This is a genomic window from Streptomyces melanosporofaciens, assembly GCF_900105695.1.
Lineage (GTDB): Bacteria > Actinomycetota > Actinomycetes > Streptomycetales > Streptomycetaceae > Streptomyces > Streptomyces antimycoticus.
In genome coordinates, this window is record NZ_FNST01000002.1 from 2,531,239 (window position 1) to 2,556,995 (window position 25,757).

At 71.3% G+C, this 25,757-nt stretch carries 24 protein-coding genes; 17 read left to right on the forward strand and 7 right to left on the reverse strand.

Going from position 1 to position 25,757, the window contains the following annotated elements; all coding sequences use genetic code 11:
- Positions 1–85: 85 nt before the first annotated feature.
- Entirely contained in the window at positions 86–1,264 is a 1,179-nt protein-coding gene (locus tag BLV72_RS13340; RefSeq protein WP_093462441.1) for an alpha/beta hydrolase, read from the reverse strand.
- 147 nt (positions 1,265–1,411) lie between these two features.
- Between BLV72_RS13340 and BLV72_RS13345 the strand changes: the two genes are divergently transcribed.
- Complete coding sequence (locus tag BLV72_RS13345) at positions 1,412–2,005, forward strand: TetR/AcrR family transcriptional regulator (protein WP_093462442.1); 594 nt, start codon at positions 1,412–1,414, stop codon at positions 2,003–2,005.
- A 20-nt stretch (positions 2,006–2,025) separates the two neighbouring features.
- Here BLV72_RS13345 and BLV72_RS13350 read toward each other — a convergent pair whose 3' ends face one another.
- Positions 2,026–3,006, reverse strand: a complete 981-nt coding sequence (locus BLV72_RS13350; RefSeq protein ID WP_237515371.1) for a DeoR/GlpR family DNA-binding transcription regulator — start codon at positions 3,004–3,006, stop codon at positions 2,026–2,028.
- Positions 3,007–3,143: 137 nt separating this feature from the next.
- Positions 3,144–4,592 carry an NAD(P)H-quinone dehydrogenase gene (locus BLV72_RS13355; RefSeq protein WP_093462445.1) on the reverse strand — a complete coding sequence of 483 codons (1,449 nt, stop codon included), beginning with the start codon at positions 4,590–4,592 and terminating at the stop codon, positions 3,144–3,146.
- A gap of 111 nt (positions 4,593–4,703) precedes the next feature.
- Between BLV72_RS13355 and BLV72_RS13360 the strand changes: the two genes are divergently transcribed.
- The 3 genes from BLV72_RS13360 (at position 4,704) to BLV72_RS13370 (ending at position 8,992) form a co-directional block, all read left to right on the forward strand.
- Positions 4,704–5,141 (forward strand): gamma-glutamylcyclotransferase family protein, encoded by a 438-nt coding sequence (locus BLV72_RS13360; RefSeq protein WP_014061302.1) that lies wholly within the window; start codon positions 4,704–4,706, stop codon positions 5,139–5,141.
- A gap of 189 nt (positions 5,142–5,330) precedes the next feature.
- Positions 5,331–6,155, forward strand: a complete 825-nt coding sequence (locus BLV72_RS13365) for a purine-nucleoside phosphorylase (protein ID WP_043237321.1) — start codon at positions 5,331–5,333, stop codon at positions 6,153–6,155.
- Between the two features lie 1,112 nt (positions 6,156–7,267).
- Positions 7,268–8,992: a phospho-sugar mutase gene (locus tag BLV72_RS13370; protein ID WP_093462447.1), complete on the forward strand. Its 1,725-nt coding sequence runs from the start codon at positions 7,268–7,270 to the stop codon at positions 8,990–8,992.
- A 250-nt stretch (positions 8,993–9,242) separates the two neighbouring features.
- On the opposite strand, the gene BLV72_RS13375 is transcribed toward BLV72_RS13370, so the two are convergent.
- Positions 9,243–9,902, reverse strand: coding sequence for a PH domain-containing protein (locus BLV72_RS13375; protein WP_167746349.1), 660 nt, complete (start codon positions 9,900–9,902; stop codon positions 9,243–9,245).
- Positions 9,903–10,027: 125 nt separating this feature from the next.
- On the opposite strand from BLV72_RS13375, the gene deoC reads away from it, so the two are divergent.
- The 7 genes from deoC (at position 10,028) to BLV72_RS13410 (ending at position 17,798) form a co-directional block, all read left to right on the forward strand.
- The gene (deoC, locus tag BLV72_RS13380) at positions 10,028–11,023 is read left to right on the forward strand and encodes a deoxyribose-phosphate aldolase (RefSeq protein WP_174887527.1); all 996 of its coding nucleotides are present in this window, start codon (positions 10,028–10,030) and stop codon (positions 11,021–11,023) included.
- 6 nt (positions 11,024–11,029) lie between these two features.
- Positions 11,030–12,490, forward strand: a complete 1,461-nt coding sequence (locus BLV72_RS13385) for an aldehyde dehydrogenase family protein (protein WP_093462451.1) — start codon at positions 11,030–11,032, stop codon at positions 12,488–12,490.
- The gene (locus tag BLV72_RS13390; RefSeq protein WP_093462453.1) at positions 12,483–13,352 is read left to right on the forward strand and encodes an aldehyde dehydrogenase family protein; all 870 of its coding nucleotides are present in this window, start codon (positions 12,483–12,485) and stop codon (positions 13,350–13,352) included. Before BLV72_RS13385 ends, BLV72_RS13390 begins: the two co-directional genes overlap by 8 nt.
- A gap of 144 nt (positions 13,353–13,496) precedes the next feature.
- Positions 13,497–14,522, forward strand: a complete 1,026-nt coding sequence (locus tag BLV72_RS13395; RefSeq protein ID WP_093462454.1) for an amidohydrolase family protein — start codon at positions 13,497–13,499, stop codon at positions 14,520–14,522.
- A 144-nt stretch (positions 14,523–14,666) separates the two neighbouring features.
- Complete coding sequence (locus tag BLV72_RS13400) at positions 14,667–15,587, forward strand: amidohydrolase family protein (protein WP_093462456.1); 921 nt, start codon at positions 14,667–14,669, stop codon at positions 15,585–15,587.
- Between the two features lie 76 nt (positions 15,588–15,663).
- Positions 15,664–17,016, forward strand: coding sequence for an MFS transporter (locus BLV72_RS13405; protein WP_093462457.1), 1,353 nt, complete (start codon positions 15,664–15,666; stop codon positions 17,014–17,016).
- A 140-nt stretch (positions 17,017–17,156) separates the two neighbouring features.
- Positions 17,157–17,798, forward strand: coding sequence for a uridine kinase family protein (locus tag BLV72_RS13410; RefSeq protein ID WP_244320748.1), 642 nt, complete (start codon positions 17,157–17,159; stop codon positions 17,796–17,798).
- A gap of 155 nt (positions 17,799–17,953) precedes the next feature.
- On the opposite strand, the gene BLV72_RS13415 is transcribed toward BLV72_RS13410, so the two are convergent.
- Positions 17,954–18,736 (reverse strand): SigE family RNA polymerase sigma factor, encoded by a 783-nt coding sequence (locus tag BLV72_RS13415; RefSeq protein WP_093462460.1) that lies wholly within the window; start codon positions 18,734–18,736, stop codon positions 17,954–17,956.
- Positions 18,737–18,933: 197 nt separating this feature from the next.
- Between BLV72_RS13415 and afsQ1 the strand changes: the two genes are divergently transcribed.
- The 5 genes from afsQ1 (at position 18,934) to BLV72_RS13440 (ending at position 23,172) form a co-directional block, all read left to right on the forward strand.
- Positions 18,934–19,608 carry a two-component system response regulator AfsQ1 gene (gene afsQ1 / locus BLV72_RS13420; protein ID WP_174887374.1) on the forward strand — a complete coding sequence of 225 codons (675 nt, stop codon included), beginning with the start codon at positions 18,934–18,936 and terminating at the stop codon, positions 19,606–19,608.
- A gap of 397 nt (positions 19,609–20,005) precedes the next feature.
- Entirely contained in the window at positions 20,006–21,607 is a 1,602-nt protein-coding gene (locus tag BLV72_RS13425) for a sensor histidine kinase (RefSeq protein ID WP_244321401.1), read from the forward strand.
- Positions 21,604–22,218 carry a hypothetical protein gene (locus tag BLV72_RS13430; protein WP_093462463.1) on the forward strand — a complete coding sequence of 205 codons (615 nt, stop codon included), beginning with the start codon at positions 21,604–21,606 and terminating at the stop codon, positions 22,216–22,218. The genes BLV72_RS13425 and BLV72_RS13430 overlap by 4 nt, the downstream gene beginning before the upstream one ends.
- 113 nt (positions 22,219–22,331) lie before the next feature.
- Positions 22,332–22,907, forward strand: a complete 576-nt coding sequence (locus BLV72_RS13435) for a VanZ family protein (protein WP_093462464.1) — start codon at positions 22,332–22,334, stop codon at positions 22,905–22,907.
- Between the two features lie 61 nt (positions 22,908–22,968).
- Complete coding sequence (locus BLV72_RS13440) at positions 22,969–23,172, forward strand: PspC domain-containing protein (RefSeq protein ID WP_093462465.1); 204 nt, start codon at positions 22,969–22,971, stop codon at positions 23,170–23,172.
- A 107-nt stretch (positions 23,173–23,279) separates the two neighbouring features.
- Here BLV72_RS13440 and BLV72_RS13445 read toward each other — a convergent pair whose 3' ends face one another.
- Both BLV72_RS13445 and BLV72_RS13450 read right to left on the reverse strand, forming a co-directional pair.
- Positions 23,280–23,531, reverse strand: a complete 252-nt coding sequence (locus BLV72_RS13445; protein ID WP_093462467.1) for a hypothetical protein — start codon at positions 23,529–23,531, stop codon at positions 23,280–23,282.
- A 124-nt stretch (positions 23,532–23,655) separates the two neighbouring features.
- Positions 23,656–24,822, reverse strand: a complete 1,167-nt coding sequence (locus BLV72_RS13450) for an adenosine deaminase (RefSeq protein ID WP_093462468.1) — start codon at positions 24,820–24,822, stop codon at positions 23,656–23,658.
- A 103-nt stretch (positions 24,823–24,925) separates the two neighbouring features.
- Between BLV72_RS13450 and BLV72_RS13455 the strand changes: the two genes are divergently transcribed.
- Positions 24,926–25,690, forward strand: a complete 765-nt coding sequence (locus BLV72_RS13455; protein ID WP_093462470.1) for an alpha/beta hydrolase — start codon at positions 24,926–24,928, stop codon at positions 25,688–25,690.
- Positions 25,691–25,757 lie beyond the last annotated feature (67 nt).

Genomic DNA, 25,757 nt, shown 5'->3' on the forward strand with positions numbered 1-25,757 from the left:
CCCGCCCCCGCGCATGACGGCGGGCCCCGACCGGAATCCTCCGGCCGGGGCCCGCCGTCGTCGTGCCCGGTCGTGCCCGGACCGCTCAGCGGCCGTGCACCACGTCCTGGGGGAAGGTGAGCTGGCCGTTCATCCAGCGCAGGGCCGTGGGCAGCTCGCGGCGCCAGGTGCGGAAGTTGTGGCTGCCCCGGTCCAGGATGATCGACTGCGCGCTCATCGGCGGCCGGACCGCGGCCAGGAAGTCGCGGGTGGCGGTGTAGTTGGGCTCGCCCCGGCGGCTGGAGGACACCAGCACCGAGACCTGCGGCTGGGGCAGATGGCGCAGCCGCCACAGCAGATCGTGCTCCCGCTCACCGCGCTCGCCCTCCGGGCCCGGGCCGAAGAGGTCGCCGGTGGTGGGGTCGTTGACCACGCGGTAGTCGGGCGACAGGGCCGCGGCCGCGCTGTAGACGCGGGGATGACGCAGGGTCAGCTCAAGGGCGCAGGTGCCGCCCGAGGAGTAGCCCAGCACGCCCCAGGCGCTGGGGTCATGGCCGATCCGGTAGTGCCCGCGCAGCGCCTCGGGCAGGTCCTGGGCGAAGTAGGTCTCGGCCTGCGGGCCGCCGGGGACGTCCACGCATTCGGTGTCGCGGGGCGGGGCGATGGTGGGCCGCACCATCACGATGACCGCAGGCTGCATCTCCCCGGTGCGGATCAGCCCGCCCGCGGTCTGGGGCAGCCGCAGATGCTGGGCCAGCAGGAAGGATCCGCCCGGATAGCCGCTGATCGCCACGATCACCGGGAAGCGCTGCCGGGCGTACTGGCGCTGGAAGTACTGCGGCGGCAGATACACATACGCCGGGTTGGCCACCTGGCTGCGGCGGCCGAGGATCCGCACCGACTCGACCTTGCCCGCCTTGTCGGGGGGCCCGCCCGGCAGTCCGTGCACCGTGTCCAGCCCCTGCGGCGGGGCCGGCCGCACCAGCCCGCCCGACGCCCCGACCGGCCCCGCGGCGCCGCCCTGCACAGGGGACAGGGCCGCCGGTGCGGCTTCGTCCTCGCCCAGCAGTTCGTCCCAGGACCCGTAGAACTGGAAGGTGGTGTTCACCCCGAGGGCCAGCGCGGCCACGATCGCGCATTGCGTCACGGCGAGGGCGGCCAGCCGGCCCAGCCAGGCCCGTACGCCCCGGCCCGCGAAGCGCGGCCACAGCCAGAGCGTCAGCCCCGCGCACCCCACGGCGAGAGCGATCGTCACATACTCGAGTGAGCGACTGGTCAGTCCCATCGTTCTTCCACTTCGGCGCACCGCAACGCACGAGGCCATCGCCCCGTTTGATGCCGTTCGCGGTACCCGCGTTGCCTGGCCAGGGCGTGCCTCCGGTCACGAAATGGCATGCTTGACTCACGGGCAGCCACGGCAGGGAGGACCGCGATGGCGATCGAGACAGCCACGGCGCAGATGCCACCGCGCCCCATGCGCGCCGACGCGCGCCGCAACTACGAGCGGCTGCTGGCCGAGGCGCGCACGGCCTTCACCCGGCACGGTACCGATGCCTCGCTGGAGGACATCGCACGCCGCGCGGGCGTCGGCATCGGCACGCTCTACCGCCACTTCCCCAACCGCACCGCGCTGATGGGCGCGGTCTTCCAGGGCGAGATATGCGCCCTGCTGGAGCGGTCGCGGGAGCTGGCCAAGGGCCCGCGGCCGTGTCAGGCGCTGATCGACTGGCTGCGCGCCATCGTCGACCACGCCAGCACCTATCGAGGGCTCTCCCGGGCCCTGATGGCGTGCTCGGGAGACGAGACCTCGGCACTGTCCCGCGGCTGCGGTCTGCCGCTGCGCGAGGCGGGCAGCGAACTGCTCGCCCGCGCGCAGCAGAGCGGTGCCGTACGGTCCGATGTGGTCATCGCCGATCTGATGCAGCTCACCAACGCGATCGCGCTGGCCGTGGAGCAGTCGCCGGACGACCCCGAGTTGGCCGACCGGCTGCTGGCGCTGGCCTTCACCGGTCTCAAGGCCCGCTGACACCGGCCGGCGCCCCCTCGCTAGCGACGGCGCGGCGCCAGATCCGCCACCCGCCCCGGCTGCTCCGCCAGCGGCACCGCACTGCGCAGCTGCGCGGAGCCGGGGCCGCCCGGCGGATGGGGGTGGTTACGGCGCGGCCCCGGCAGCGGCAGGCCCTCCTCGCCGCCGCCACGGCCCTGGGACGCGCCCAGCCGCCCCGACTGCCGGCCCGCCGAACCGCCGCCCTCACCGCCCCCGACCGGGCCGGACCCCGCGCCCGGCCCGGCCACGGCGATCTGAACCCCCTGGTCCGCGAGGGCCTGGAGCTCGGTCAGGGCACGGTCGTCATGGGCGGGTGGCTCATCGGTCACCAGCCGCGTGATCACATCGGTGGGCACCGTCTGGAACATGGTGTCGGTGCCCAGCTTCGTATGGTCGGCGAGCACGACCACCTCCGCCGCCGCCTGGACCAGCGCCCGGTCGACGCTGGCCGAAAGCATGTTGGAGGTGGACAGGCCGCGCTCGGCGGTCAGCCCGCTGCCGGACAGGAAGGCGCGCGAGACCCGCAGCCCCTGCAGGGACTGCTCGGCGCCGCTGCCGACCAGGGCGTAGTTGGAGCCGCGCAGGGTGCCGCCGGTCATCACGACCTCGACCCGGTTGGCATGCGCCAACGCCTGTGCGACCAGCAGGGAATTGGTGACCACGGTCAGCCCCGGAACCCGCGCGAGCCGGCGGGCCAGCTCCTGCGTGGTGGTTCCGGCGCCGACGACCACGGCCTCGCCCTCGTCGACGAGACCGGCCGCGAGATCGGCGATGGCCGTCTTCTCCGCGGTCGCTAGATGGGATTTCTGCGGGAAGCCGGACTCCCTGGTGAATCCGCCCGGCAGCACCGCACCGCCGTGCCGGCGGTCGAGCAGTCCTTCTGCCTCCAGCGCCCGCACATCACGCCGTACGGTCACTTCGGAGGTCTGGACGACGCGGGCGAGCTCCCGGAGCGACACCGCTCCGTTCGCGCGCACCATTTCAAGGATCAATTGGCGACGTTCTGCAGCGAACACGAAACTGACAGTAATGCCAACGACCGTCTGTTTTCAGCAGCTTGCACCAATTAGCAGAAGTTGGACATCTCTGAAGGCGCGAAGTGCTATAAGGACCGGATCTACGACTCTTCCTGAGTCTTCCGGGTGTGCAACTGCCGCGCCACCTCGGCGATCGAACCGGACAGCGAGGGGTAGACCGTGAAGGCCTTGGCGACCTGCTCCACCGTCAGGTTGTTGTCGACCGCCAGCGACATCGGGTGGATCAGCTCGCTCGCCCGCGGCGCGACCACCACACCGCCGACCACGATGCCGGTGCCCGGACGGCAGAAGATCTTGACGAAGCCGTCCCGGATGCCCTGCATCTTCGCCCGCGGATTGCGCAGCAGCGGCAGCTTCACCACCCGGGCGTCGATCTTCCCGCCGTCCACGTCCGCCTGCGAGTAGCCGACCGTGGCGATCTCGGGGTCGGTGAACACGTTCGCGGAAACCGTCTTCAGGTTCAGCGGCGCCACCGCGTCCCCCAGGAAGTGGTACATCGCGATCCGGCCCTGCATCGCCGCCACCGACGCCAGCGCCAGCACGCCGGTGCAGTCACCGGCCGCGTAGATGCCCGGCGCGCTGGTCCGGGACACCTTGTCGGTCAGGATGTGCCCCGACTCGGCCAGCTTGACCCCGGCCTCCTCCAGGCCCATGTCCGCCGTGTTCGGGATCGAGCCGACCGCCATCAGACAGTGAGTGCCGGAGATGACCCGCCCGTCCGAGAGCGTGACCTCCACCCGGTCCCCGACCCGCTTGGCGGCCTGCGCCCGCGAGCGGGACATCACGTTCATCCCCCGGCGCCGGAAGACGTCCTCCAGCACCGCCGCCGCGTCCGGGTCCTCGCCCGGCAGCACCCGGTCCCGGCTGGAGACCAGCGTGACCTTCGACCCCAGCGCCTGATACGCACCCGCGAACTCCGCACCCGTGACACCGGAGCCGACCACGATCAGCTCCTTGGGGAGCTCGTCCAGGTCGTACACCTGCGTCCAGTTCAGGATCCGCTCGCCGTCCGGCTTCGCGTCCGGGATCTCCCTCGGATGGGCACCGGTCGCCACCAGCACCGCGTCCGCCACCAGCGTCTGCTCGGTGCCGTCCACCGCCCGCACGATCACCCGCCGCGAGCCGTCCAGCGACTGCTGCGGCTCCACCCGCCCATGCCCGCGCATGACCCGGCCGCCGGCCCGCGTGACCGACGCCGTGATGTCGTGCGACTGGGCGAGCGCGAGCCGCTTCACCCGGCGGTTGACCTTGCCGAGATCCACGCCGACCACCCGGGCCGCCTGCTCCATCGGCGGGGTGTCGTCGGCGACGATGATCCCCAGCTCCTCATAGGAGGAATCGAAGGTCGTCATCACCTCTGCGGTGGCGATCAACGTCTTCGACGGCACGCAGTCGGTGAGCACCGACGCGCCGCCCAGACCGTCGCAATCGACGACGGTCACCTCCGAGCCGAGCTGCGCGGCGACCAGCGCCGCCTCATAGCCGCCGGGTCCGCCACCAATGATCACGATCCGAGTCACATGCTCCATTGTCCCGCACCGGTTCGACTGGCTTCAGCCCGGGGGGTTGCGCTGGGGCGACTGACGTACGAACCTCCCACCCCGAGGGCCGTTCCGCCCCACTCCCGTACCCTCAGACCCATGTCGCTCTACGCCGCGTACGCCGGCAACCTCGACGCGCGGCTGATGTCCCGCCGCGCACCGCACTCCCCACTGCGCGGAACGGGCTGGCTGAACGGCTGGCGTCTCACCTTCGGCGGAGAGCAGATGGGCTGGGAAGGCGCCCTCGCGACCATCGTGGAGGCCCCGCGCTCCCAGGTCTTCGTCGCCCTCTACGACATCGCGCCCATGGACGAGGACTCCATGGACCGCTGGGAGGGCGTCGGCCTCGACATCTACCGCCGGATGCGGATCCGCGTCCACACCCTGGACGGCGACGAACCCGCCTGGCTCTACGTCCTCAACGGCTACGAGGGCGGCCTGCCCTCGGCCCGCTACCTGGGCGAAATCGCCGACGCGGCGGAATCCGCGGGCGCGCCGCACGACTATGTGATGGAGCTGCGGAAGCGCCCCTGCTGAGTCCGGTGTATCCGGTGTATCGGGTGTTTCCGGGTGAGCTGTGTTTCCGGGCGGCCCGGGAGCCTGGGGGTTCGCGTCTCCGGGCGAACCCGGTCCGGGGTCCGGCCGGTCCAGGGGTTATGCAACGATCCGAATACCTCCACGGACTCCGTCTACGCGCGTAGGCAGTTACCGGCTACCCTCGTGCGCGTGAACGCATCAGTTTCTTGGGACGACATCCAGGGCGACCCCCACGCCGCCGCCGACGACGCCGCCACCCGCCTGCGCGAGCTGACCGGTGCGGAAACCCACGACGTCGCGCTGGTCCTGGGCTCCGGCTGGGTCCCCGCCACCGACGCCCTCGGCGCGCCCGAGCACGAGTTCCCCGTCACCGAGCTGCCCGGCTTCCCGCCGCCCGCCGTCGAGGGCCATGCGGGCCGGATCCGCTCGTACCGGATCAACGACAAGCGGGCGCTGGTCTTCCTCGGCCGTACGCACTACTACGAGGGCCGCGGTGTCGCCGCCGTCGCACACGGCGTACGCACCGCCGTCGCCGCCGGCTGCAAGACCATCATCCTCACCAACGGCTGCGGCGGCCTCCGCGAGGGCATGCGCCCCGGTCAGCCGGTACTGATCAGCGACCACATCAACCTCACGGCCACCTCCCCGATCGTGGGCGCGAACTTCGTCGACCTCACCGACCTCTACTCCCCGCGGCTGCGCGCCCTGTGCCAGCAGGTCGACCCGACCCTGGAGGAGGGCGTCTACGCCCAGTTCCCCGGGCCGCACTACGAGACCCCGGCGGAGATCACCATGGTTCGCACCCTGGGCGCCGACCTGGTGGGCATGTCCACCACCCTGGAGGCCATCGCGGCGCGCGAGGCGGGCGCGGAGGTCCTGGGCATCTCCCTGGTCACCAACCTGGCGGCCGGTATGACCGGCGAACCCCTCAACCACGAGGAGGTCCTCCAGGCCGGCCGCGACTCCGCCTCCCGCATGGGCAGCCTGCTGTCGCAGGTCCTCGACCGCATCTGACCTCACCGGCCGGGCGACCCCGTTCCCTCGCCGGGCAGCGGCGCCGGCGGCGTCACGGCGTGCTGCGCGGGTACTCACCCCTCAGCCAACTGAACAGAGCGTCGCGGCACCGTCTGCCGGGGCGGGCCGGGGCGGGCCGGGGCGAGGCGCGCCGGGCCTGGCGGGGCGCGGTGGGTTGCGTGGTGGGTGCCGGGGGCGGGGCCTCCGGTGCGGCGCCCTGGACCGCACATTTACGGCGCCGGTGCCCGGGGGCGTTGTGTTGGTCGGGGATTGGCGCCACAAATATGCGAAAGCGTCCAGGACACCACCCCTGCGACCCCGCCCCCTCCCGTCTCGTCGGCAGCCACCCGCCGGTGGCCCAGGGCGCCCGTCCGTTCCGCGTTCGGCCCGGGAGCTGGGTGTCGGGTGGGAGTCGGTACGGCCCCGGCCCGTCCGGCTCGTCGGCAGCCACCCGCCGGTGGCCTCCAGCCCTGGCCCGGTTGCGAGTCGTCTGTGGCGGGGGTGGGTACGCCCCCCTCGTACCTCGTCGGCACGCGCCCAAGTGACACGGGTCCTGGCCGCCCCGGTTCGTCGGATGGCAGTCCCTCCCCCGCCGCGAGGCTGGAGGGGGCTCACCCGAAGCGGACCGGTCTCGCTCAGGAGCGGATGCCAACAAGATGCCCGTCCCACAGGCCGAGGGCACGGTCGCCCACGAGGCCAGAGGAGGCGGAACGGCATCCGCCCAGCGCCTCCGGGCACGCGCCCCCTGCCACCAGCGCACGGACACCGACAAGCGAGCGGGAGACGGGCCGCACCGGGCACCCTGGCGGTCCGGAACCGGGCCAGGTCCGGAGGCCACCGGTGGGGAGCCGCCGACGAGACGGGAGGGGGCGGGGCCGCAGGGGTGGTGTCCTGGACGCTTACGTGTATTTGTGGCGCCAATCCCCGACCAACACAACGCCCCCGGCCAACGGCGCCGTAAATATACGGTCCAGGGCGCCGCCCCGGAGGCCCCGCACCCGCCACCCACCACAAACAGCAAGCGCACCACCCACACACCCGCACACAGCGGAACGCGCACCCGCACACAGCGGAACCCGCACCCACCAAACGACCACCCCCAGGAGGCCCCCATGGCCACGGAGCCCGATCTCATCGCACAGGCCCGCGCATGGCTCGCCGAGGATCCCGATCCCGAGACCCGCGACGAGCTCAGCAAGCTGCTCCAGGCCACCACGGACGGCGCGGAGGACGCGGGCGGCGCGGAGGGCGCGGAGGGCGCGTTCGACGAGATCGCCGATCGGTTCTCCGGCATGCTGCAGTTCGGTACCGCCGGTCTCAGGGGTGAGCTCGGCGCCGGTCCCATGCGGATGAACCGCGCCGTCGTCATCCGCGCCGCCGCCGGGCTCGCCGCGTATCTGCGCAAGCATCACGATCAGGGGCTCGTCGTCATCGGATACGACGCGCGCTACAAAAGCGCCGACTTCGCCCGCGACACCGCCGCCGTCATGACCGGCGCCGGATTCCGCGCGGCCGTGCTTCCGCGTCCGCTCCCCACGCCCGTCCTCGCCTTCGCCATCCGCCACCTCGGCGCCGTCGCCGGTATCGAGGTCACCGCGAGCCACAACCCGCCCCGCGACAACGGCTACAAGGTCTACCTCGGCGACGGCTCCCAGATCGTGCCGCCCGCGGACGCCGAGATCGCCGCCGAGATCGCCGCCATCCGCGGCCTGAACGACGTGCCCCGCCCCGACAGCGGCTGGGAGACGCTGAACGACGACGTCCTCGACGCGTATCTCGCCCGTACGGACGCCGTCCTCACGCCGGGTTCGCCCCGCAACGCCCGCGTCGTCTACACCCCGCTGCACGGCGTCGGCCGCGAGACGCTCATCGCGGCCTTCACGCGGGCCGGTTTCCCGGCGCCCGCGGTCGTCCCCGAGCAGGCCGAGCCCGACCCGGCGTTCCCGACCGTCGCGTTCCCGAACCCGGAGGAGCCGGGGGCGATGGACCTGGCCTTCGCGACGGCCCGCAAGGTCGCTCCGGACATCATCATCGCCAACGACCCGGACGCCGACCGCTGCGCCGTCGCCGTGCCCGCGATCACGAACCCCACGGCCCCCACGGACGCCGCCGACTGGCGGATGCTGCGCGGTGACGAGGTCGGCGCCCTGCTCGCCACCCACCTCGTCCACAAGCGCGCCCGTGGCTCCTTCGCGACCACGATCGTCTCCTCGTCGCTGCTCTCCCGGATCGCGGAGGACGCCGGGCTCCCGTACGCCGAGACGCTGACCGGCTTCAAGTGGCTGGCCCGGGTGGACGGGCTGCGCTACGCGTACGAGGAGGCGCTCGGCTACTGCGTGGACCCGGCGGGCGTACGCGACAAGGACGGCATCACGGCCGCGCTGCTCGTGGCCGAGCTGACGTCCGAGCTGAAGGAGCAGGGCCGCACCGTCACCGACCTGCTGGACGACATCGCGGTCGCCCACGGCCTGCACGCCACCGACCAGCTGTCCGTCCGCGTCACGGACCTCTCCCTGATCGGCACCGCGATGAAGCGGCTGCGCGAACAGCCGCCCACCGAGCTCGCGGGGCTCGCCGTGGCCTCGGCGGAGGATCTGTCACGGGGTACGGAGACGCTGCCCCCGACGGACGGGCTGCGCTACCAGCTCGCCGGAAAGGACACCGTCCGGTCAGCCCGGGTGATCGTCCGGCCCAGCGGTACCGAGCCGAAGCTGAAGTGCTACCTGGAGGTGGTCGTCGATGTGCAAGGGGCGGTCGCCCTGGTCCCGGCCCGCGCCACGGCGGACAGCGTGCTGGCCGCGCTCAAGAAGGATCTTTCGGCGGCAGCGGGCATCTGAGCGGGGGCGGTGACGGTGCCGGGGCCGGAGCCGCGTCAGATCCGGCTGAGGTAGCTGAACCCGGTATCGGGTCCGACGCGGGACTGGAGGGCGAGGTCGCCCCAGTAGAGGCCGAGGGCGGGGCGCCGCGCCCCGGGTTCGGGTACGGAGAGGAGCGCGAGGGCGCCGTACGCGACCCGGGAGTCGACGGCCCAGTAGCCGGGCGGCCGGGGCCCGGCCGGCCGGACCCGGAAGCCGCGCCGCCAGGCGCTCAGCCGATGGCCAGCATGATGATCAACAGCACCGCACCCGCCAGCGTCGGCGCGATGACCTCGAAGGCCCACCGGACCTCGGGCGCCCCCTGGGCGCCTTCGCGCTGGGCGTTGAGTTCGGCCATTTCGCGCAGGTCGCCGATGGCCGCGTCGGAGGGGGCCCGCCGGTCCTCCCCGGCCTTGTTCGCCGACACATGGGCCGACGTGCGGCTGAAGGGGTCCTCGGAGGCCGCCCTGGCCTGCTGCCTCGCGGCCCGCTTGCGCTGCCGCAGCGAGACCGGGATCGCCCAGAGCTGGTAGGTCGCCCCGCCCGCCAGCACCTCACTGGTGTATCCGGCGCGGAGCCCCTCGACCGAGGCCCAGGGCAGCGTGACCGTACGGAACGGGTTGCGGACGAGCAGCCGGTCCTGCCCCGCGTACACCGCCGGGCGCACCGTGAAGGCGATCACCACCGGCACCGCGAACAGCAGCCCGGCCAGCGCCAGCCACGGTGTCCGTCCCTCGCCCCGGACCATCGCGTCGATGCCCAGCCAGCCGCTGAGCGCGAGCAGCAGCACCCCGCCTCCGATGCCGCTCGGGGAGCGGTAGACCCGGTCCGAGAAGGTCTCGGGCACCGAGGAGGATGCGGCGGGGGCGGAGTCGTCGTCCGGGCTCGTCATGCGCCCGATTGTGCACCACACTCCGAAGGTGGGGGGCGCCCAGGGATCGCTCACCCCGGCCCGCGTGGAATCCGGGGGCGGGGGTGACATCCGACTACGCGCGTAGATATGCTCGTCTGGTGACCATGCCCACCACAGTTCCCGCATACGGCAAAGAGGCCGCGGAGCGACTCGCGTCGATGGCGGACGTGACCGCCGACGACCGCGCCCTGCGCCGCTTCCTGCACGGCCTGCCGGGCGTCGACGCGGTCGGCCTGCAGGCCCGTGCCGCGACCCTCGGCACCCGCTCGATCAAGACCACGGCGAAGGCGTACGCCATCGACCTGGCGATCTCGATGATCGACCTGACGACCCTGGAGGGTGCCGACACCCCGGGCAAGGTCCGGTCCCTGTGCGCCAAGGGGATCAACCCCGATCCCACCGACCGCACCGTCCCGCAGGTCGCGGCCATCTGCGTCTACGGCGACATGGTGGCCACCGCCAAGGAGGCCCTGAAGGGCAGCGGCATCCACGTGGCAGCCGTCGCCACCGCCTTCCCCTCCGGCCGGGCCGCGCTGCCGGTCAAGCTGGCCGACACCCGGGACGCGGTGGCCGCCGGGGCGGACGAGATCGACATGGTGATCGACCGCGGCGCCTTCCTCTCCGGCCGCTACCTCGAGGTCTTCGAGGAGATCCGGCAGGTGAAGGAGGCTTGCGTCCGCGAGGACGGCACCGCCGCCCACCTCAAGGTGATCTTCGAGACCGGTGAGCTGCAGACGTACGACAACGTCCGCCGTGCCTCCTGGCTGGCGATGCTCGCCGGCGCGGACTTCATCAAGACCTCCACCGGCAAGGTGGCCGTCAACGCGACCCCGCCCGTCACCCTCGTCCTGCTGGAGGCGGTCCGCGACTTCCGCGCCGCGGTCGGCGTGCAGGTGGGCGTGAAGCCGGCGGGCGGCATCCGCACCTCCAAGGACGCGATCAAGTACCTGGTGATGGTCAACGAGACGCTGGGCGGCGAGTGGCTCTCCCCGGATTGGTTCCGCTTCGGCGCCTCCAGCCTCCTCAACGACCTGCTGATGCAGCGCCAGAAGCTGAGCACCGGCCGGTACTCCGGTCCCGACTACGTGACGGTGGACTGATACGCCATGCCCGTTTTCGAGTACGCACCGGCGCCGGAGTCCCGCGCGGTCGTCGACATCGCCCCGTCCTACGGCCTGTTCATCGACGGGGAGTTCGGCGAGGCGGGCGACGGCAAGGTCTTCAAGACCCTCTCCCCCTCCTCCGAGGAGGTCCTCTCCGAGGTCGCCCAGGCCGGCGCCGAGGACGTGGACCGCGCCGTCAAGGCCGCCCGTAAGGCGTTCATGACCTGGTCCGCGCTCCCCGGCTCCGAGCGCGCCAAGTACCTCTTCCGCATCGCGCGCATCATCCAGGAGCGCTCCCGCGAACTGGCCGTCCTGGAGTCGCTGGACAACGGCAAGCCGATCCGCGAGTCGCGCGACTCAGATCTGCCCCTGGTCGCGGCCCACTTCTTCTACTACGCGGGCTGGGCCGACAAGCTCGCGTACGCGACCCGCGGGCGTAGCCCGCTGAACGGCACGAGCGGCACGGACCCGAAGCCCCTGGGCGTCGCCGGCCAGATCATCCCCTGGAACTTCCCGCTCCTGATGCTGGCCTGGAAGATCGCCCCGGCGCTCGCCACCGGCAATACGGTCGTCCTCAAGCCCGCCGAGACGACGCCCCTGAGCGCCCTCTTCTTCGCGGACATCTGCCGCCAGGCGGGGCTCCCCAAGGGCGTGGTCAACATCATCACCGGCGACGGCTCGACCGGCGCCGAGCTGGTCGCCCACCCCGGGATCGACAAGGTGGCCTTCACCGGCTCCACCGAGGTCGGCAAGGCCATCGCCCGTACGGTGGCCGGTACGAGGAAGAAGGTCACCCTCGAACTCGGCGGCAAGGCCGCGAACATCGTCTTCGACGACGCCCCCATCGACCAGGCGGTCGAGGGCATCATCGGCGGCATCTTCTTCAACCAGGGCCATGTCTGCTGCGCGGGCTCCCGCCTCCTGGTCCAGGAGTCCGTCCAGGACGAGCTGCTCGACGCGCTCAAGCGCCGCATGGGCACCCTGCGGTTGGGCGATCCGCTGGACAAGAACACCGACATCGGCGCCATCAACTCCGCCGAGCAGCTCGCCCGGATCCGCGCGCTGGCCGACGCGGGCGAGGCCGAGGGCGCCGAGCGCTGGGCCCCGGCGTGCGAACTGCCCAGCTCCGGCTACTGGTTCGCGCCCACCCTCTTCACCGGCGTCACCCAGGCCCACCGGATCGCCCGCGAGGAGATCTTCGGCCCGGTGCTGTCGGTGCTCACCTTCCGCACCCCCGAAGAGGCCGTGGCCAAGGCCAACAACACGCCGTACGGACTGTCGGCGGGCATCTGGACGGAGAAGGGTTCGCGCATCCTGTGGATGGCGAACAAGCTCCGGGCGGGCGTCGTGTGGTCCAACACGTTCAACAAGTTCGACCCGGCCTCCCCGTTCGGCGGCTACAAGGAGTCGGGATACGGCCGCGAGGGCGGTCGGCATGGCCTGGAGGCATACCTCGATGTCTGACCGCAACGACCGACTCTCCGTGCTGAAGACCTACAAGCTGTTCGTCGGGGGCAAGTTCCCCCGGTCCGAGAGCGGGCGGGTGTACGAGGTGACCACAGCAAAGGGCCAGTGGCTCGCCAACGCCCCCCTGGCCTCCCGCAAGGACGCCCGGGACGCGGTCGCCGCCGCGCGCAAGGCGTTCGGCGGCTGGTCCGGGGCCACCGCGTACAACCGGGGCCAGATCCTCTACCGCATCGCCGAGATGCTGGAGGGCCGCCGCGACCAGTTCGTCGCGGAGGTCGCCGACGCCGAGGGCCTGTCGAAGTCCAAGGCCACCGCCCAGGTCGACGCCGCGATCGACCGCTGGGTCTGGTACGCGGGCTGGTCGGACAAGACGGCCCAGATCGCCGGGTCCGCCAACCCCGTCGCCGGGCCGTACTTCAACCTCTCCTCCCCCGAGCCGACCGGCGTGGTCACGCTCCTCGCGCCCCAGGAATCGTCCTTCCTCGGCCTGGTCTCCGTGATCGCCCCCGCGATCGTCACCGGCAATACGGCCGTGGTGGTGGCGAGCGAGAAGTCCCCGCTGCCCGCCCTCTCCCTGGCCGAGGTGCTGGCCACCTCCGACCTCCCGGGCGGCGTGGTCAACATCCTCTCCGGCCGCACCGCCGAGATCGCCGCCCCGCTCGCCGCACACCAGGACGTCAACGCGATCGACCTCGCCGGCGCGGACCCGGAGCTCGCGGTCGAGCTGGAGAAGGCCAGTGCGGAGAACCTCAAGCGGGTCCTTCGTCCACAGCCTGTGGATTGGGCGGCCGACCCCGGCACCGGCCGTCTCCTCGGCTTCCTGGAGACCAAGACCGTCTGGCATCCGATGGGCGCCTAGCCCGGCAGCTCCGCGCCTGACCCACCCCGCCCCCGCGGCGTCCGCATCCCGGACATCGCGGGGGTCTTTTTTCGTCGCACATATTGTCAACAATTTCATCGACAGTTAGGTTGCGAGGAACCGCACGCCGAGAAGGAACCGCGAATGATCATCGACTGCCATGGCCACTACACCACCGCGCCACCGGCGCTGGAGGCATGGCGCACCCAGCAGATCAACGGACTCACCGACCCCGCCCGCACCCCCTCCCGCGCCGATCTCCGGGTCAGTGACGACGAGCTGCGCCACAGCATCGAGCCCAACCAGCTCCGGCTGATGGACGAACGCGGCATCGACCTGACGGTCTTCTCGCCCCGGGCGTCCTTCATGGCCCACCACATCGGCGATCTCCACACCTCCGCCGAGTGGGCGGCCCTCTGCAACGAGCTCTGCTTCCGCGTCAGCGCGCTCCACCCGGAGCGCTTCGCCCCCGCCGCGATGCTTCCGCAGTCGCCGGGCGTCGACCCGGCCACCTGCGTGCCCGAGCTCGTCCGCTGCGTGGAGGAGTACGGGGCCGTGGCGGTCAACCTCAACCCCGATCCCTCGGGCGGTCACTGGACGGCCCCGCCGCTGACCGACCGCTCCTGGTACCCGATCTACGAAAAGCTGGTGGAGTACGACCTCCCGGCGATGGTGCATGTGAGCACCAGCGTCAACCCCGCCTTCCACACCACCGGGGCGCACTACCTCAACGCCGATACGACGGTGTTCATGCAGCTCGTACAGGGCGATCTGTTCGCCGACTTCCCCACCCTGCGCCTGATCATCCCGCATGGCGGCGGCGCCGTCCCGTATCACTGGGGCCGGTTCCGCGGCCTGGCGATGGCCCTCGGCAAGCCGCCCTTGGAGAAGCACGTCCTGGGCAATGTCTTCTTCGACACCTGCGTCTACCACCAGCCCGGCATCGATCTTCTCCTCGACGTCATCCCGGCCCGGAACATCCTCTTCGCCTCGGAGATGATCGGCGCCGTCCGCGATGTCGACCCCCGGACGGGCCGGCACTTCGACGACACCCACCGCTACACCGAGGCCGCCGGGCTCTCCGCGACCGATCTGACCGGCATCTACGAACATAACGCCCGCACCGTCTACCCTCGCCTGGACGCCCTGCTGACCGAGCAGGGCCGCTGATGGCCACCGCCCGGTCCGCCGATCGCGATCACAGGTCCCCGATGACGACCTCCGGTCCGCGATGACGGCCGCAGGGTCCGCGACGACGACCGCACGGCCCACGAGGACGACCGCAGGGCCGCTCACTCGCCCAGAGGAGCCCTCATGAGCACGCTCTCCCCCAAGACCCCCGGCTGGCTGGACTGGCACCCCGACCCGTCCCGGCCCGCCTTCGCCCTCCCGCCGGGCACCGTCGACGCCCATTGCCACGTCTTCGGCCCGCAAGCCGCGTTCCCCTTCGCACCCGAACGCAAGTACACGCCCTGTGACGGCGGCAAGGACGACCTCTTCGCCCTCCGCGACCACCTCGGGGTCGGCCGCAATGTGATCGTCCAGGCGACCTGTCACGGCGCGGACAACAGCGCCATGGTCGACGCCGTCCAGGCGTCCGGCGGCCGGGCGCGCGGTATCGCGACCGTACGCCCGGATGTCACCGACGCGGAGCTGCGCCGGCTGGACGCGGCGGGCGTGCGCGGGGTGCGCTTCACCTTTCTGCGGCGCCTGGCCGACGCCGCGCCCCAGCACGATCTGGCCGCCATCGCGCAGCGGATCGCCCCGCTCGGCTGGCATGTCGTCCTCTACTTCGAAAGCGCCGACCTGCCCGAGCTGGAACGTTTCTTCAACTCCCTGCCCACCCCCCTCGTCGTGGACCACATGGGACGCCCCGATGTGACCGCACCGGTCACGGGGCCCGACTTCACCCGCTTCCTGCGGTTCGCCGAACGCGACGAGGTGTGGGTGAAGGTCACCTGCCCCGAGCGCCTCAGCGTCACCGGGCCCCCGGCCCTGAACGCGGAGCGGCACCCGTACACCGATGTCGTGCCCTTCGCCCGCCGCGTGGTCGAGGAGTTCCCCGACCGGGTGCTGTGGGGCACGGACTGGCCGCATCCCAACCTCACCGGCCATATGCCCGACGACGGGCTGCTGGTCGACTACGTGCCCCAGGTGGCCGTCACCGCCGAGCAGCGGCGGAAGCTGCTGGTCGACAACCCCATGAGGCTCTACTGGCCCGGCGAAGGCGCCTGACTCCGAACCGCCCGCCGAGACCCGCCCCCGCCCCCTCCCCGCCTCCTCCTCCCCGCCTCTTCGACAAGGGCCGCCCATGCAGCACTCCAATGCGGTGAACCGGCTGAACAGACTCCCCATCTCCCGGTTTCACAAGATCACCTTGCTGGCCGTCTCGTTCGCCTACTTCTTCGAGTTCGCGGACATCAACACCTTCGCCACCACCGCTCCCCAGCTCATCGACCTCTGGGGCATCACGGTCGACCAGATCGCCTACGTCACCTCGCTGTCGTTCGTCGGCATGTTCATCGGCTCCGTGGTCGCGAGCACCCTCGCCGACCGCTGGGGCCGCAAGAAGGCGCTGATCCACACCACGCTCTGTTTCGGGGTCTTCTCCCTGGCCTCGGCCTTCTCCTGGGACCTCGCCTCACTCAGCGTGTTCCGGGTGCTGACCTCGGCCGGGCTGTCCGCGATGACGGTCGTGGCGGTCATCTATGTCAACGAGATGTATCCGGCCGCCGTACGCGGCAAGTTCCAGGCGTACGCGATCGTCATCGGCATCTGCGGCACCCCGGCCACCAACCTCATCGCCAGCGCCGTCGTACCGCTCAGCGACTGGTCATGGCGGCTGGTCTACCTCTGGGGCGCCGTCGGCATCCTCTTCGTCCTCTTCACCCGGCATCTGGAGGAGTCCCCCCGCTGGCACGAGAGCAGGGGCGAGTACGACGCGGCGGAGGCGATCCTCACCGGGATCGAGACCCGGGTCGCCGCCGAGAAGGGCCCGCTGCCCGAGCCCGCGCCGCCGATCGACGAGACCCGGCCCGCCAAGGCGTCGCCCCGCCTCCTCCTGCAAAAGCGCTACCTCGGGCCGACCCTGCTGCTCACGGTCCTGTGGGTGACCCAGACCATCGGCTTCTTCGGCTACTCGAGCTGGGCGCCCACCCTGCTGGCCAAGGAGGGCTTCAGCGTCGAGAAGTCGGTCTTCTATGTGGCGCTCACCACCGTCGGCGCTCCGCTCGGCTCGTTCCTGGCCTCCCTGGTCACCGACCGCTTCGAGCGCAAATGGTGTCTGGTGGCCTTCGGTGCGGTGATCGCGCTGTGCGGTCTGCTGTACGGGCTGACCTTCAACCCGGTCCTGATCGTGGTCTTCGGCTTCCTGGTGAACCTCTTCGAGCGCGGCTACACGGCCCTGGGATACGCCTACTCCCCCGAGCTGTTCGACACCCGCGGCCGCTCACTGGGCACGGGCGTCTCCTACGGGCTCGGCCGTCTCTCCAACGCCGCCGGACCGCTGATCATCGCGGCCCTCTATCACCGCACCGGCTATCAGAGCGTCTTCTACTTCATCGCCGGCACCTGGCTCCTGGGCGCCCTCATCCTGGCGGTCTTCGGCCCCCGCACCCGCCCGGCCCGTACGGCGGCGGCGGAACGACCGCGCGCGGTCGTCTGACGGCGGGGGAGACACGGGCGGCGACGTGGTGACAGGGCGACGTGGTGACGTGGTGACGTGGTGACACGGCGACGTCGGACGTTACGTCATCGGTCACGCGGGGGTCACGTGTGAGAAAGGATGCGTCACACTGGTGTTCCGTGACCAGCCAACCGCCTTCCGCCCGTGTCGTCCTGCTCACCGGCCCCTCGGGCTCGGGAAAGTCCTCGCTCGCGGCCCGCACCGGATTGCCCGTGCTCAACCTCGACGACTTCTACAAGGAGGGCGGCGACCCGACGCTCCCCCAACTCGCCGACGGCGGGGGCGCCGACTGGGACTCGCCACGCTCCTGGGACGCGGACGCGGCGGTCGCGGCGATCGAGACGCTCTGCCGTACGTCACGGACGACCGTGCCGCTGTACGACATCGCCACCAGCTCCCGCGTCGGCGAGGAGACGCTGGACATCGGGCGGGCGCCGCTGTTCATCGCCGAGGGGATCTTCGCCGCGGACATCATCGGGCGCTGCGCCGATCTCGGGGTCCTCGCGGACGCGCTCTGTCTGCGCGGCCGTCCGTCCACCACCTTCCGGCGCCGGCTGCTGCGCGATCTGCGGGAGGGCCGTAAGCCTCCGCACTATCTGCTGCGGCGCGGCTGGCGGCTGATGCGCGCGGAGCGCGGGATCGTGGCCCGGCAGACGGCGCTGGGCGCGTACGCGTGCGGCAAGGGCACGGCGATGGGCCGGATAGCGGCCGCGACGGCGGGAGGGCGGGTCCCCGCCTCCGGCCAGAAGGCATCCGTATAACGGAAAAGGGCGCAAGGAAAGGCGCGAGGCCGGACAATCCCCCTCGGATGTCCGGCCTCGCGCCTGTTTCCCCCGTACTCCCCCGATTTCTTGTTCCCCTCCCGTTTCCCCCGATTTCCCCCGATTTCCCCCTGCCTTCGGTCGTCCCGCCGCCGTCAGGCGACCAGTTCACCGAAGGACTCCTCCTCGTCACGGCCGAAGCTGAGGCTCTCGTCCTCGCGCAGCCGGCGCAGCGAGCGCCAGATGCTGCTTTTGACCGTTCCGACGCTGATGTTCAGGATGTCCGCGATTTCCGGATCCGTCCGGCCCTCGTAGTAGCGCAGCACCAGCATCGTGCGCTGCAGCTCGGGCAGCCGGGCCAGGGCCTGCCACAGCACGGCGCGCAGCTCGGTGCCGCGCATCGCGTCGTGGTCGCCCACCGTCTCCGGCAGCTCCTCCGTCGGGTACTCGTTGAGCTTGCGCCGACGCCAGGCGCTGATGTGCAGATTGGTCATGGTGCGGCGCAGATAGCCGCCGACCGCCGCCTTGTCGCTGATCCGGTCCCAGGCCCGGTAGGTCGAGAACAGCGCGCTCTGCAGCAGGTCCTCGGCCTCGAAGCGGTCACCGGTCAGGTGGTAGGCGGTTGCGTACAGGGAGGCGCGGCGCTCCTGGACATAGGCGGTGAACTCCGCCTCCGACGCGGTGCGCCGCTCCCCCTCTGCCTCCCTGTACGAGCTTCCCCCGTGTCCCCCCGGTCCCCCGTTGTCCCCCCCGAGGCCGTGACCGGCCTCCTTCTCCCCCGTGATCGCGTCAATGGCCACCATGTAAGGAGGCCGCTGACGCCCGGCGCCGCGAGCGCACCCCCGCCCGCTCACGGCACCGGACTTCTCGTTGCCCCGGCCGGTGTCGTGGAGGCGCGTGCGAACTGCGCTGGTGTTCGTGAAGTGCAGTGTGCTCATTTCGCGCCCCCCGTCGGTGGAGCCTGATCGGTCTGCTGGCTGCCCCGGCCGGTGGCGTTCCGCCCGGTGCACAGAAGACTTTGCCGGGTCAGTTTCATGGGGCTGTCTGTCGACTGTCACAGGCTCGTCACAGGGGATCGAGCCGATAAACCCCTGACGGTCGAACTACAGGCCCCTTGTAGGCCAGAATGACCAACGTGCCTTTCCTGTTGCTGATCGAGGACGACGACGCCATCCGCACGGCCCTCGAACTCTCTCTGTCCCGCCAGGGCCACCGTGTGGCGACCGCGGCGACGGGCGAGGACGGCCTGAAACTGCTGCGTGAGCAGCGGCCGGATCTGATCGTGCTCGATGTGATGCTGCCCGGGATCGACGGCTTCGAGGTGTGCCGCCGGATCCGCCGTACCGACCAGTTGCCGATCATCCTGCTGACCGCGCGCAGCGATGACATCGACGTCGTCGTCGGCCTGGAGTCCGGCGCCGACGACTATGTCGTCAAACCCGTCCAGGGCCGGGTGCTGGACGCCCGGATCCGTGCGGTACTGCGGCGGGGCGAGCGGGAGGCCAATGACTCCGCGGCCTTCGGCAGTCTGCTGATCGACCGCGCGGCCATGACGGTCACCAAGAACGGCGAGGACCTGCAGCTCACCCCCACCGAGCTGCGGCTTCTGCTGGAGCTCAGCCGCCGGCCGGGGCAGGCGCTGTCCCGGCAGCAGCTGCTGCGGCTGGTCTGGGAGCACGACTACCTCGGCGACTCGCGGCTGGTCGACGCATGCGTACAGCGCCTGCGCGCGAAGGTGGAGGACGTCCCGTCGTCGCCGACACTGATCCGTACGGTGCGTGGGGTCGGCTACCGGCTGGACGCGCCATAGTGAGCGACGCACGTGCGGCCACCGGCCCGCAGCCGACGACGATGCGCCCACCTTCGCCGCACGAGCGGAGAAGCGAACAAACCAGCACAGCGAGCGACGCACGTGCGGCCACCGGCCCGCAGCCGACGACGATGCGCCCACTTTCGCCGCACGGGCGGAGAAGCGAACAAGACGGCACAGCGAGCGACGCACGTGCGGCCACCGGCCCGCAGCCGACGACGATGCGCCCACCTTCGCCGCACGAGCGGAGAAGCGAACAAGACGGCACAGCGGCGGCGATGAGTGGTGCGCGCCGGGGCGGAGACGTACGGAATTGAGCGCAGTGAGCGATGAGCCCGGCCGGGCCCGGGGCTGGGCCGCGGGGCTCTTGCGGTGGTTCAGCCTCCGGCTGCGGCTGATGCTGGTCTTCGGCCTGGTGGCGCTGACCGCCGCCGTGTCCGCGTCGGCCATCGCGTACTGGCTGAACCGTGACGCGGTGCTGACCCGTACCCAGGACGCGGCGCTGGACGAGTTCCGTAAATCGCTGAAGGACGACACCGACCCGCTGCCCTCCGTCCCGACCTGTTCCGAGTTGCGGGACGCCGCGGGTCGTATGGCGGACAACACCCAGAAGTACGAGGTGCTGCTGATCACCCGGACCCGGGACGCCGGAAGCTGTCCGGCGGCCTCGGACAAGGGCCTGTTCACCCTCGACGCGGTGCCCGCGTCTCTGCGGCGCGCGGTGGACCAGAAGCGCCCGGTGGGCAAGGGGAACGCCTCCCCGTACCACCTCTACTGGCAGCGGATCACGCTGGACGGCACCCCGTATCTGGTCGGCGGGGCCAAGGTGAACGGCGGCGGCCCGACCGGCTACATGCTCAAGTCCCTGGACACCGAGCGCCAGGATCTGAACTCCCTGGCGTGGTCGCTGGGGATCGCCACCGGGCTCGCGCTGATCGGCGCCGCGCTGCTGGCGCAGGCCGCCGCGGCCACGGTGCTGCGGCCGGTGCAGCGGCTCGGGGAGGCGGCGTACCGGCTGGGCGAGGGGCATCTGGACACCCGGCTGCAGGTCTCGGGCTCCGATGAGCTGGCCAATCTCTCCCACACCTTCAACCGGGCCGCGGAGCGGCTGCAGAAGCGGGTGGCGGAGCTGTCCGCGCGGGAGGCGTCCAGCCGGCGCTTCGTCGCGGACATGTCGCATGAGCTGCGGACCCCGCTCACCGCGATCACGGCCGTCTCCGAGGTGCTGGAGGAGGAGGCCGATTCGCTCGACCCGATGATCGCTCCGGCGGTGCAGCTCGTGGTGAGCGAGACCCGGCGGCTGAACGACCTGGTGGAGAACCTGATGGAGGTGACCCGCTTCGACGCGGGCACGGCCCGGCTGGTGCTCGACGATGTCGATGTCGCCGACCAGGTGACGGCCTGCATCGACGCCCGCGCCTGGCTGGACGCGGTGGAGCTGGACGCGGCGCGCGGGATCGTGGCCCGGCTGGATCCCCGGCGGCTGGATGTGATCCTGGCGAATCTGATCGGGAACGCGCTCAAGCACGGCGGCTCGCCGGTGCGGGTCTCGGTGCGCACCGACGGCGATGAGCTGCTGATCAAGGTCCGGGACCACGGTCCGGGCATCCCCGAGGATGTGCTGCCGCATGTCTTCGACCGGTTCTACAAGGCGAGCGCGTCCCGCCCGCGCTCGGAGGGCAGCGGGCTCGGGCTGTCGATCGCGATGGAGAACGCGCATATCCACGGCGGCGACATCAGCGCCGCGAACTCCCCGGACGGCGGGGCCGTCTTCACGCTGCGGCTGCCGATGGACGCCTCCCGGATCGCCTCCGACGAGGCCGAGGACGATCTCGGCGATCTCGATGGTCTCGACGGTCTCGACCGCGAGGGCGCCGCCGGGGGCGAGCGCGACGACGGCGGCAGGGCCAGGGCCAGGGGCAAGGGCAGGACCTGGGGCAAGGGCAAGGGCGGGAATGCGGCCAGGGGCACGGGCCGGAACGAGGAGGGCAGGCCATGAGCGCGCGGTGGAGCCGGTCGGCCGCTCTTCTGCTGTCCGGCGCGGTCGTCCTGCTGGCGGCCGGCTGCGGGATACGCGGCACCTCGGTGCCGGTGGACGCCGGGGCCGCGCCCTCGCGGGCGTCCTGCCGGGCGCCCGAGTCGGAGCGGGCCGCCGAGGGGATGCGCCGGGGCTCCGTACGGATCTATCTGCTGTGCTCCTCGCGGGTCCTGTCGGTGAGCCGGACGACCCGGCTGGGCGAGGAGAAGACGTCCCCGGAGCCGGTGCGGGTCGCCCAGGCGCTGCTGGAGCAGCTGCGGCTGCCGCCGACGGCGGCCGAGGCGGCGGCCGGGTTCTCCACGGCGGTCGAGGACTGGGTGGAGATCTCCGGTCCGGCCGAGGACGACCCGAACAGCGCGCTGCGGCTGAGCCGGCCGCCGGAGGAGATCCAGTCCCTGGCGCTCGCGCAGATCGTCTGCACTCTCGCGGACACCACGGTGGCCGGGGATGACGGCAAGGTGGTGCTCGGCGGCCCGGACAGCCAGCGGGATCCGCTCAAGGCGTACCAGTGCACCGAGGAGATGCGCCGCAACCCCATGATCGCGGTCAACTCCGGGGTCCTGGTCTCCTGATTCGTTACCTGCCGGTACCGCCTCGTCCCAGGTCGGCGACTTGTCGGTAACAAGGTGCTGACCAGCGGGGTGCGGGCGGAACCACGACCCCCGCGGGCGGCGTCCTGATTTTCGTGCAGGGTCCCTTCGGCCGCAGGGCCGCCTTTCGCTACCGCGTCGCGGGCTTCGTCCTCCTCGTCGCACATCTCGTGTTCGTCTGCTGGCTGACCCTGCGACCGACCAACGTGCCCTGGGTGTCCGCCGCGACCCTCGAACCGCTGGCCACCATCCGCGCCGATCTGGCGCTCAGCCCCTGGGAGGCCGTCCGTTCCATCGGAGGCGGGCTGCTGCTGCTCGCGCCGCTGGGGGTGCTGCTGCCGCTCGCCGGGGGCCGGGTGGAGGCGTATCCGCTGGCCTCGCTGGCCCGTACGGCCTTCAGCGGGGCGATGGCGGCCCTGGGGGTGGCGCTGCTGCGCAGCGAGATGACCGGGCAGATCATGAACGTGGACTCGGTGCTGCTGAACACCGTCGGGGTCGCCCTCGCGCACGTATTGGTGGTCCCCGCCGTCCGGACGCGGCTCCGCCGTCGGGCTGACCGGGGCCGGGCCGCGCCCCTCCCCCGGGACGACGGCGCCCTGGCCCCGACCCCGACGATTCCCAGGGTCGGGATCGCACCGTGGAGCGACGTCTCCTCCAGCACGCGGACATAGCGTTGAGTTCATCGGGAACTTGGCTCTTCCCGAGCCCACTCGACGAGGAGGAGTCCCCATCATGAGCGCACCGCTGGTCCGCCCCCGCCACGAGAAGAAGATCGCCGGTGTCTGCGCGGGTCTCGCCCGGCGCTTCGGGACCACCCCGACGACGATGCGGGTGCTCTTCGTGGTCTCGTGTCTGCTGCCGGGGCCGCAGTTCCTGCTCTATCTCGCGCTGTGGTTCCTGCTTCCGGCGGAGAACGCCTACCGCGAGGCGTGGTGACCCGGTTCGGCCGGCGTCGCGGCGTAGCGGCGTGACCCCGGCATACGGAACGGCCGGGCCGCACACCCCATCGGGATGTGCGGCCCGGCCGTGTGTCCAGGCGGAGATCAGCCCAGCTTGATGAGGTTGCCGGTCGGCAGACCTTGCAGCGGGAGCTGACCCAGCATGCCCTGGCCGGGCTTGGCCTGGGCGGCGGGCTTTCCGGGCTGGGCGGCGGGCTGCCCCGGGGCGGCGACACGGCCCGCGGAGCCGCCCGGGACCGGCGCGCTGGGGGCCGCGGACGCGGCGCTGCCTCCGGTGATGACGGCGACGGCGCCGAGGGCAATGACACCGAGAGTCTTGAGCGTTCCCTGCTTCATCAGAAATCTGTCCTTGAGACGGGGGCTTGACCGATACGGAAACGTAGCCATGGATTTCGGCTGCCCGCAAACGCCGAAAACCGCCCCCGAAACCCCGCCCGGGCCATGGGCCCCGTGCGCTCGGTCAGCTTCCCTCGGACGCGGAATCCCTGGTCACAGCCGACGCGGAGGCCACATTTCGGAACAGCCATTCGGACTTCAGCTCGGCGTATCCGGGCTTGATCACGTCACTGATCATCGCCAGACGTTCGTCAAAAGGAATGAAGGCCGATTTCATGGCATTGACCGTGAACCATTGCATGTCGTCAAGCGTGTAATGGAACGTTGATACAAGATGCTGGAATTCCGCGCTCATGCTCGTCCCGCTCATCAGACGATTATCCGTATTCACGGTGGCACGGAAATGCAGTCGGCGGAGCAGCCCGATGGGGTGCTCGGCGTACGAACTGGCCGCGCCCGTCTGGAGGTTGGAGGTCGGGCACAGTTCCAGCGGGATGCGCTTGTCGCGGACGTACGAGGCGAGGCGGCCGAGGGCGAGGGAGCCGTCGTCCGCGACCTTGATGTCGTCGATGATGCGGACGCCGTGGCCCAGCCGGTCGGCGCCGCACCACTGCAGCGCCTGCCAGATGGACGGCAGTCCGAACGCCTCGCCCGCGTGGATCGTGAAGTGGTTGTTCTCCCGCTTCAGATACTCGAAGGCGTCCAGGTGCCGGGTGGGCGGGAATCCGGCCTCGGCGCCCGCGATGTCGAAGCCGACCACGCCCAAGTCGCGGTAGCGGTTGGCGAGTTCGGCGATCTCCAGGGCGCGGGCCGCGTGCCGCATCGCGGTCAGCAGGGCGCCCACCCGGATGCGGTGGCCGTTCTCCCAGGCCCGCCGCTCCCCTTCGCGGAAGCCCTCGTTGACCGCCTCGACGACCTCCTCCAGGGTCAGCCCGCCCTCGAGGTGCTGTTCGGGGGCGTAGCGGATCTCGGCGTAGACGACACCGTCCTGGGCGAGGTCCTCGGCGCATTCGGCGGCGACCCTGACGAGCGCGTCGCGGGTCTGCATCACGCCGACGGTGTGGGAGAACGTCTCCAGATAGCGCTCCAGCGATCCGGAGTCCGCCGCCTCGCGGAACCAGACGCCCAGCTTGTCGGGCTCGTTCTCCGGCAGCCCCTCGTACCCCGTCTCCCTCGCGAGGTCGACGATCGTGCCGGGGCGCAGCCCGCCGTCGAGGTGGTCATGGAGCAGCACCTTGGGGGCGCGGCGGATCTGTTCGGGGGTGGGCTCATGGCTGTGCTCGCTCGTCATCTGGGCACCATAGCCCCTACGCGCGTAGAACGTGAGGGATAGATACGGAACAGTGACCCGCACGGGTAGTGGAGTACACCAATCCTTCTGCGATCGTGTCGCCATGGCTCAGCAAGCGTTGCCCGAGCGGGGCGCACGGCTGGGGCGGCCGATGGGCGCGGCCGCCGCGCAAAGGACCGTACACGGTGTGGTGCTGCTCCTCCCCGAGGGCGAACCCAACGGGACGAGACGGCCCTCCAGACTCACGGCGGCCGCCACCCTGCCACTGGCCCGGCGGCTGATCCGGGCGGGCCGGGAGGAGGGGCTGGCCGGTCATGTCGTCCACTACCGGCGCCGGGGCTGGAACGGGGCCGCCGCCGATCCCGCCTCCGATGCCACGTGGGCCGTGGAGGAGGTGGTGCGGCGCTACGGCGATGTGCCGGTCTGCCTCGCGGGCCACGGCATGGGCGGGCGCGCCGCCCTCCGCGCCGCCGGCCACCCGGCCGTCACCTCGGTGGTGGCGCTGGCGCCATGGCTTCCGGCGCCGGACGAGGTGCTCGAACCCGAGCCGGTGAAGCAGTTGGTGGGACGGCAGGTGCTGATCGCTCACGGCACGAACGACGAGCGGTCCGACCCCGAGCTGTCCTACCGGCTGGCGGAGCGGGCGAAGAAGGCCAACCGCGATGTGTGCCGCTTCGAGGTGCACACCGACGGGCACGGGCTGCATCAGCACCGCTCCGAGGTGCAGGCGCTGGCCGTGGACTTCCTCCTCGGCTCCCTCTTCCACTCCGGCTTCTCCCGCCCGGTCGCCGACGCGCTGGCGGCTCCGCCGCCGCTGGGGCTGCGGATGCCGCTGGCGTCGGGGTTCGGGGCGAACCTGCGGCGCTGAGCGCTTGGCCGCGCGGGCGTAGCGGGGGCGCGTAGGGGTTTACGTCACCGGGTGCGTCGCCGTCTCG

Bases quoted from the DNA above. Each gene is read 5' to 3' on its own strand.
- BLV72_RS13445 (WP_093462467.1), bottom strand. From the start codon at position 23,531: ATGAAGCAGGGAACGCTCAAGACTCTCGGTGTCATTGCCCTCGGCGCC.
- BLV72_RS13390 (WP_093462453.1), top strand. From the start codon at position 12,483: ATGTCTGACCGCAACGACCGACTCTCCGTGCTGAAGACCTACAAGCTG.
- BLV72_RS13340 (WP_093462441.1), bottom strand. From the start codon at position 1,264: ATGGGACTGACCAGTCGCTCACTCGAGTATGTGACGATCGCTCTCGCC.
- BLV72_RS13375 (WP_167746349.1), bottom strand. From the start codon at position 9,902: ATGACGAGCCCGGACGACGACTCCGCCCCCGCCGCATCCTCCTCGGTG.
- BLV72_RS13350 (WP_237515371.1), bottom strand. From the start codon at position 3,006: ATGGTGCGCGCGAACGGAGCGGTGTCGCTCCGGGAGCTCGCCCGCGTC.
- BLV72_RS13370 (WP_093462447.1), top strand. From the start codon at position 7,268: ATGGCCACGGAGCCCGATCTCATCGCACAGGCCCGCGCATGGCTCGCC.
- BLV72_RS13430 (WP_093462463.1), top strand. From the start codon at position 21,604: ATGAGCGCGCGGTGGAGCCGGTCGGCCGCTCTTCTGCTGTCCGGCGCG.
- BLV72_RS13355 (WP_093462445.1), bottom strand. From the start codon at position 4,592: ATGGAGCATGTGACTCGGATCGTGATCATTGGTGGCGGACCCGGCGGC.
- BLV72_RS13395 (WP_093462454.1), top strand. From the start codon at position 13,497: ATGATCATCGACTGCCATGGCCACTACACCACCGCGCCACCGGCGCTG.
- BLV72_RS13425 (WP_244321401.1), top strand. From the start codon at position 20,006: ATGCTGGTCTTCGGCCTGGTGGCGCTGACCGCCGCCGTGTCCGCGTCG.
- BLV72_RS13415 (WP_093462460.1), bottom strand. From the start codon at position 18,736: ATGAGCACACTGCACTTCACGAACACCAGCGCAGTTCGCACGCGCCTC.
- BLV72_RS13455 (WP_093462470.1), top strand. From the start codon at position 24,926: ATGGCTCAGCAAGCGTTGCCCGAGCGGGGCGCACGGCTGGGGCGGCCG.
- BLV72_RS13385 (WP_093462451.1), top strand. From the start codon at position 11,030: ATGCCCGTTTTCGAGTACGCACCGGCGCCGGAGTCCCGCGCGGTCGTC.
- BLV72_RS13405 (WP_093462457.1), top strand. From the start codon at position 15,664: ATGCAGCACTCCAATGCGGTGAACCGGCTGAACAGACTCCCCATCTCC.
- BLV72_RS13345 (WP_093462442.1), top strand. From the start codon at position 1,412: ATGGCGATCGAGACAGCCACGGCGCAGATGCCACCGCGCCCCATGCGC.
- BLV72_RS13450 (WP_093462468.1), bottom strand. From the start codon at position 24,822: ATGACGAGCGAGCACAGCCATGAGCCCACCCCCGAACAGATCCGCCGC.
- deoC (WP_174887527.1), top strand. From the start codon at position 10,028: ATGCCCACCACAGTTCCCGCATACGGCAAAGAGGCCGCGGAGCGACTC.
- BLV72_RS13400 (WP_093462456.1), top strand. From the start codon at position 14,667: ATGAGCACGCTCTCCCCCAAGACCCCCGGCTGGCTGGACTGGCACCCC.
- BLV72_RS13440 (WP_093462465.1), top strand. From the start codon at position 22,969: ATGAGCGCACCGCTGGTCCGCCCCCGCCACGAGAAGAAGATCGCCGGT.
- BLV72_RS13360 (WP_014061302.1), top strand. From the start codon at position 4,704: ATGTCGCTCTACGCCGCGTACGCCGGCAACCTCGACGCGCGGCTGATG.